Annotated in this window: 6 protein-coding genes and 1 pseudogene; 5 read left to right on the top strand and 2 right to left on the bottom strand. The window is 57.9% G+C overall.

Features of this window, described 5'->3' with window-relative positions:
- The 4 genes from NW837_RS06840 to cysW form a co-directional block, all read left to right on the top strand.
- Positions 1 to 903, top strand: a 903-nt coding sequence (locus NW837_RS06840) for a sulfate ABC transporter substrate-binding protein (protein WP_414330115.1), incomplete at its 5' end; no start/stop codon positions are given.
- A gap of 174 nt (positions 904 to 1,077) precedes the next feature.
- Positions 1,078 to 2,121, top strand: coding sequence for a sulfate/molybdate ABC transporter ATP-binding protein (locus NW837_RS06835; protein WP_414330113.1), 1,044 nt, complete (start codon positions 1,078 to 1,080; stop codon positions 2,119 to 2,121).
- A 6-nt stretch (positions 2,122 to 2,127) separates the two neighbouring features.
- A complete protein-coding gene (gene cysT, locus NW837_RS06830; protein ID WP_414330111.1) occupies positions 2,128 to 2,940 on the top strand; it encodes a sulfate ABC transporter permease subunit CysT in 813 nt (270 codons plus the stop codon).
- On the top strand, positions 2,930 to 3,763 hold the full coding sequence (gene cysW / locus NW837_RS06825) for a sulfate ABC transporter permease subunit CysW (protein WP_414330108.1): 834 nt from the start codon (positions 2,930 to 2,932) through the stop codon (positions 3,761 to 3,763). The genes cysT and cysW overlap by 11 nt, the downstream gene beginning before the upstream one ends.
- A 16-nt stretch (positions 3,764 to 3,779) precedes the next feature.
- Here the strand turns inward: cysW and msrA are convergent, their stop codons facing one another.
- Together msrA and NW837_RS06815 are read right to left on the bottom strand one after the other, a co-directional pair.
- Positions 3,780 to 4,448: a peptide-methionine (S)-S-oxide reductase MsrA gene (gene msrA, locus NW837_RS06820; protein WP_414330118.1), complete on the bottom strand. Its 669-nt coding sequence runs from the start codon at positions 4,446 to 4,448 to the stop codon at positions 3,780 to 3,782.
- A gap of 81 nt (positions 4,449 to 4,529) precedes the next feature.
- Positions 4,530 to 5,462, bottom strand: a complete 933-nt coding sequence (locus NW837_RS06815) for an ABC transporter permease (RefSeq protein ID WP_414330105.1) — start codon at positions 5,460 to 5,462, stop codon at positions 4,530 to 4,532.
- Between the two features lie 443 nt (positions 5,463 to 5,905).
- On the opposite strand from NW837_RS06815, the pseudogene NW837_RS06810 reads away from it, so the two are divergent.
- Positions 5,906 to 6,307: pseudogene (locus tag NW837_RS06810) on the top strand (sigma-70 family RNA polymerase sigma factor); the annotation flags it as partial.
- Positions 6,308 to 6,387: the final 80 nt, after the last annotated feature.

The raw sequence follows: 6,387 nt of genomic DNA, 5'->3' as shown, positions 1-6,387 counted from the left end.
GCGATTCTCCTGGCCTCCTTTGCGGTAACTCGAGACGCTTACCGGAAAATCGTTCCTGCCTTTGAGGCCCACTGGCTGGCTAAAACGGGGCAACGGGTGCGGGTGGAAAGCAGCTACGGCGGCTCGGCAACGCAATCGCGGGCAGTTATTGACGGGCTGGATGCCGATGTGGTGGCCTTGGCCCTGGCTTTGGATGTGGAGCGCCTCGTGGCTGCGGGTCTCATCCAGCCGGGATGGGAAGCCCGTACCCCCAACCAAGGGATCGTTACCCGTTCGGTGGCAGTAATTGTAACGCGGGAGGGCAACCCCCAGGGGATCCGCTCTTGGCAAGATCTGGCTCGGCCCGGCTTGCAGGTGGTTACCGCCAACCCCAAGACCTCAGGGGGCGCCCGCTGGAACTTTTTAGCCCTCTGGAGCGCTGTCCCTGAACCCCAGGCTCTGGCCTTCACCACCCAGGTCTACAAGAATGTCCGCATTTTGCCGCGGGACTCACGAGAGGCCACCGATGTTTTTTTCCAAAAAGGGCAAGGGGATGCCCTGCTCACCTACGAACATGAGGTGATCTTGGCCAGCCTGCGCGGCCAATCCCTGTTCTATGTGGTGCCGGATCCCAACATTTCCATCGACAACCCCGTAGCCGTGGTGGATGCCAATGTGGATCGCAAAGGTACCCGTGCCGTGGCCGAAGCCTTTGTGGACTACCTATTCACCCCAGAAGCGCAGCGGGCCTTTGCCGAGGTGGGCTTTCGCCCGGTGGAGCCGACGGTGGCCCAAGAGTTTGCCTGGCGGTACCCTCCTGTTGAGAAGCTGGTTACCGTCGCCGACCTGGGAGGCTGGGAGGTTGTCCAAAGCCGCTTTTTTGCCGATGGGGCCTTGTTTGACCGCATCCAAGCTCAGTTGTAGGGAGTCTCCCTTGTTTTGGATCCCCGTTCAAGTTATCCTGGGAGCTGTATCAACGGTTTGTTGACAGGTTTACCGTAGATTAGCCGCGGGTTTAACTTCCCTCACCCTCTCCAGAAGACTCAGCCGGCAACCATCCAGCAACTTCTCAGGCAAACCACTAGCTAGGCAGAACCTATGGGTGTCACCATCGAAGGGGTATCGAAGCGTTTTGGCGAGTTTCAGGCCCTTCACCCCACCGATCTCACCATTCCCACGGGATCCCTGGTTGCCCTCTTGGGGCCATCGGGTTCTGGCAAATCCACCCTGCTGCGCCTGATTGCCGGCCTAGAAAAGCCGGATACGGGGCGGATTTCCCTCACCGGGCGGGATGCTACCCATGCCAGCGTCCAGGAGCGCAACATTGGTTTTGTTTTTCAGCACTACGCCCTGTTCAAGCACATGACGGTGCGGCAGAACATCGCCTTTGGCTTGGAGATCCGCAAGGCTTCACGGGCCGAGATTCGGGCACGGGTGGATGAGCTGCTGGAGCTGGTGCAGCTATCGGGGTTCGGGGATCGCTACCCCTCTCAACTCTCTGGGGGGCAGCGGCAGCGGGTGGCCCTGGCCCGCGCTTTGGCGGTGGAGCCGCAGGTGTTGTTGTTGGATGAGCCCTTTGGGGCCCTGGATGCCAAAGTCCGCAAAGAGCTGCGCAAGTGGTTGCGGCGCCTGCACGATGAGGTGCATGTGACAACGGTATTTGTAACCCACGACCAAGAGGAAGCCATGGAGGTGGCGGATCAGATCGTAGTGATGAACCAGGGGCGGATCGAACAGGTGGGATCCCCGGCAGAAATCTATGACCATCCAGCTACACCCTTTGTGATGAGCTTTGTCGGCCCGGTCAACGAGCTTTCTCCCCGCTCCCAACTCTTTTGCCAGCTTCCCGAGGTGCAGGCCGGCCCGCATCAGCTTTTTTTGCGCCCCCACGATGTGCAGATTGAGGTCAACCCCGGCAGCAGTGGTGTTTCTGCCCGCGTTAAGGAGATCATCCACCTGGGTCGGGAGATTCAGGCGGAGCTGATTCTTAGCGATGGCGGATCCCTGTGGGCCCATCTCAGCCGCGAGCAATATGCCAACCAACCCCTGCAGGTGGGGCAGCAGGTCTATGTGCGCCCCAAGGTGGTGAAAGCCTTTCCCGTCAAAAAAACCGAGATGACCGCAATGCCGGTGGGAGCTTGAGAAACGTTGCTGCAAGCTTTGTCTCAACTGTCTTGGCCGTGGCGGCTGACCCTGGGCTATCTCTTCTTGATGTTGGTTCTGCCGCTGGCTGCCTTGATTGCCAAGTCCAGCAGCGTGGGCTGGGCGGAGTTTTGGCGGATCGCGACGGATCCCGTGGCCCTCTCCGCCTATGAAGTTACTTTTGTAACCGCGTTGCTGGCGGCTCTGATCAACGGCGTGATGGGCACCCTGACTGCCTGGGTGCTGGTGCGCTACGCCTTCCCCGGCAAAAAGCTTCTCGAGGGGTTGATCGATCTGCCGTTTGCTTTGCCCACCGCCGTGGCCGGCCTCACCCTGGCAACGGTTTACAGCAGCAACGGCTGGATTGGATCCCTTTTGGCCCCCTTGGGGATCCGCATCTCCTTTACCCGCTTGGGGGTGGGGGTGGCGATGCTGTTTATTTCTTTTCCCTTTGTGGTGCGGACGGTGCAGCCGGTGTTGCAGGAGCTGGAGAAAGATGTGGAAGAGGCAGCCTGGAGTTTGGGGGCTTCCCGCTTTCAGACCTTCCGACGGGTGGTGCTGCCCCAGATTCTGCCGGCAGTGCTCACCGGGGTGGCCCTGGGGTTTTCCCGCGCCGTTGGGGAATACGGCTCTGTGGTGATCATTGCTTCCAGCATTCCCTTTCGGGATTTGATCGCGGCGGTGCTGGTGATTCAGCGGCTGGAACAACACGACTATGCCGGGGCAACGGTGATCGGAACGGTGATGTTGGGGATCTCTTTCCTGTCGCTGGTGGTAATTAACCTTCTGCAAGCCTGGGGAAGTCGCCATGAAACCTGACGAGGTAGCAGGTGTCAAACCGAAGCCCTCAACATGGCTGTCGGGCCTGTTGATCGGGATCGTCGGGCTTTACATCGCGCTGCTGCTCGGGATCCCGGTGGTGAACATCTTCTATCAGGCGTTTCGAGAAGGGATCCCAGCCTTTCTCCATCGCCTGACAGAGCGGGAGTTGCTCAGTGCCCTGCGATTGACGGTGCTAACCACCCTGGTCGTTGTGCCCCTCAATACCTTTTTCGGCCTCTGTGCTGCCTTGGCCATTGCTCATCGGCGTTTTCCGGGGCGGGCGCTGCTGCTGAGCCTGATCGATCTGCCCTTTTCCATTTCCCCGGTGGTGGCTGGCCTAATGCTGGTGCTCATCTTCGGGCGTCAGGGTTGGCTGGGATCCTGGAACTTGCGGGTTATCTTTGCATTTCCGGGCATTGTGTTGGCAACGGCTTTCATCACCCTTCCTTTTGTGGCGCGGGAAGTGTTGCCGGTGTTGGAGGAGGCAGGCACCGACCAGGAAGAAGCCGCCAAAACGCTGGGGGCGACCCCCTGGCAGATCTTCTGGAGAATCACCCTGCCCAACATCCGCTGGGGCCTTCTGTACGGCGTCATCTTGACCAATGCCCGCGCCATGGGGGAGTTCGGCGCTGTGGCTGTGGTTTCCGGCAACATCATTGGCCGCACCCAGACCTTGCCCCTGTTCGTGGAAGATGCCTACCGCAGTTATGCCACCGGCTCAGCCTATGCGGCGGCGGTGGTGCTCTCCTTGCTGGCGGTGGTAACCCTAGTGGCTAGGGAGTTCCTTGAGCGGGGATCCCATTCCCGCCGGATCTTTTGATCCGTCAGGGTGTGGATCAGACGGGCTCGGTGAGGATCTCTGGCAGACAAACCTTAGTGCCCCCCAGGCCGCAGTAGCCGCGCGGATTCTTGGCCAGATATTGCTGGTGGTAGTCTTCGGCGTAGTAAAACTCAGGCGCGTCTAAGATCTCGGTGGTGATCTGGCCGTAGCCGTGGGCGGTCAGGGCCTGCTGATAGAGATCGCGGGTTTTTTCCGCCAGCTCCCGCTGCGCCGGAGAATACACATAGATGCCGGAGCGGTATTGGGTGCCCACATCATTGCCTTGGCGCATCCCCTGGGTAGGGTCGTGATTTTCCCAAAACACCTTCAGCAGTTGGGCATAGCTGACCTGAGCTGGGTCGTAAACCACCCGCACCACCTCGTTGTGGCCGGTCAGGCCAGTACAGACCTCTTCATAGGTGGGGTTGGGGGTAAACCCGCCAGCGTAGCCCACCGCTGTGCTGAACACCCCTGGCACCTGCCAAAACTTGCGCTCTGCCCCCCAGAAGCAGCCCATGCCGAACATGGCCAGCTCCATGCCCTCGGGAAAAGGCGGCTGCAGCGGATGGCCATTGACAAAATGCCGATTCACGATCACCATCGGCTCGGCCCGGCCCGGCAAGGCTTCTTCCGGTTTGGGCAGGGACAGTTTCTTGCCAAGTTTGCCAAAGCCAAAGAGCACCATAGGGACAGCCCGATACATTCGTTAACAGTTACCAGCCTAGCTCAGTTGGCTCCTCATGTGTTGGAAAAATCCTTGATCGGGTCAGCTCACCGATTCAAAAGCCCCCAGCCGCTTGGCCACTAGCAGATAGACGGTCATGATCCCCATCGGCACAACCGTGAAGGCTGTCGCCAAGGGAATGTTGCCAGAGGTGCCCTGAAAGGCGAGAACTGCCTGCCCGATGAAATAGCTGGAATTGCCCAGAGAATAAGGCACCACAAAATCTCCTAGCGTTAAGGAAAAGGTGAAGACCGACCCGGCCAGGATCCCTGGCAAGGCGAGGGGGAGAATAACATGGCGGAACGTTTGCCAACCCTGAGCTCCCAAATCTGCAGAAGCCTCAATTAAGCTATCGGGCACTCGCTCCAAAGCCGCCTGGATCGGCAGAATCATATAGGGCAGCCAAACATAGAGAAACACCAAGAAAATACCCAAGTTGGATACAGCCAGCGATGGCCCACCGATCCCGGGCAACTGCAAAATCTTTTCCACCCAGACCTGTAGGCCCACATGGGTGAGTAGATAGGTGAGGATCCCTTCTTTGGCCAGGATCAACTTCCAGGCATAAACCCGAATCAAATAACTAGACCAAAGCGGTAGGAGCACCAACAAATACAAAAAGTCCTTCCAGCGAGGAGAGGCCAGTCTGACCATGGTATAAGCCAGAGGAAAAGCCAACACAATTGCAGCTAGGGTCACTGCCAAAGCCATAGTCAAGCTGCGGACAAAGATATCCACGCTGGCAGGAGTGAGCAGCTCTCGATAGGTGGCCAAAGTCAACTTTCTCAGGATCAGGCCGGTAAAGGGATCCAGGTGATAAAAACTTTGCAGCAGCAGCGCCAGCAGCGGCCCCAAGTAAAAGACCAGTAACCAAATGAGAGGTGGACCCAACAGAATGGCAAGGATGAGCGTCGGGTGATGATAGAGGAATCCAAACAGATCGGGTTTATCGGTTATCTGAGTTGTTTTGGCCATGGCCAGGCAGGCATGAAGATCAGCTTTTCATTCCCTCTTTTTGGTATTATTGGAATTGTAGGTCGACGAGCCAATAGAATTCAACAGAATTGGGATTGAGAAAGTGCGAACAGGCAAGAGGGATTGGCTTGTCTACACCTGCCGGCGGGTATCCTTTGAGGGAAAACGGCAATCAGAAGATGCCGGGATGGTCATTTCGACTCAAACTAGGACACTGCACCCACACCTAAAACATTGGTCGCGTCGTCGCGTCAGCGCTGCGGAGCAATAATGCATGGGGCCATAAGGCTTTTCTCGTATAGCCCAGGTGTCTCACTCTAGCCTAAACGACCATATCTTGCTTGGCGGGAAGTGGAGGGCCATCGTAGACAGGGATCCTTTGAACCTTTTGGGGGCATTGGGAGTCAGACAAAGCAAGGTTGAGAACAAGGGAGCGTCCTCTCGTGCAGGCGGCAAAGGATACATCCGATTGGGAGCTGATCCAGCGCTGCCTCAACGGCGACAGCCAGAGCTTTCGCCAACTCTACCGCAAATACCAGCAGTCGGTACGGAATATCCTCTATCCCTTGTGTGGAGCCGATCTTTTGGATGACCTGGTACAGGAAGTGTTTATTCGTGCCTGGAAAGGGTTGCCTCGGTTTCGCGGCTCGGCCCAGTTTTCCACTTGGCTGTATCGCATCTGCTGGAATGTGGCCTCAGATCAGCGACGGCGCTGCGCCCGGCAACGCTCCCAAATCCAAAACCTGGCCCTCGGATCGGATATCGCTCACCCTGGCCCCGACCTGATGCACTTGCACTACCAACAGGCTCTACAGCAAAGCATGGCTCAGCTCAGCCCCGAACACAGAATGGTTGTAAACTACCCGACCCTGACTGCTTCGCAGTACAGGGCGGGCTTTCGGTAGCCCTGCAGTTGGCAAGCCAA

The organism is Synechococcus sp. R6-10 (assembly GCF_047461815.1).
Taxonomy (GTDB): Bacteria; Cyanobacteriota; Cyanobacteriia; order Thermostichales; family Thermostichaceae; genus Thermostichus.
This window is presented reverse-complemented; position numbering and strand designations above follow the sequence as displayed.

What these genes read in the sequence shown, in the direction of transcription:
- NW837_RS06835 (WP_414330113.1), top strand. Translation starts at nt 1,078, where the DNA reads ATGGGTGTCACCATCGAAGGGGTATCGAAGCGTTTTGGCGAGTTTCAG.
- cysW (WP_414330108.1), top strand. Translation starts at nt 2,930, where the DNA reads ATGAAACCTGACGAGGTAGCAGGTGTCAAACCGAAGCCCTCAACATGG.
- msrA (WP_414330118.1), bottom strand. Translation starts at nt 4,448, where the DNA reads ATGGTGCTCTTTGGCTTTGGCAAACTTGGCAAGAAACTGTCCCTGCCC.
- NW837_RS06815 (WP_414330105.1), bottom strand. Translation starts at nt 5,462, where the DNA reads ATGGCCAAAACAACTCAGATAACCGATAAACCCGATCTGTTTGGATTC.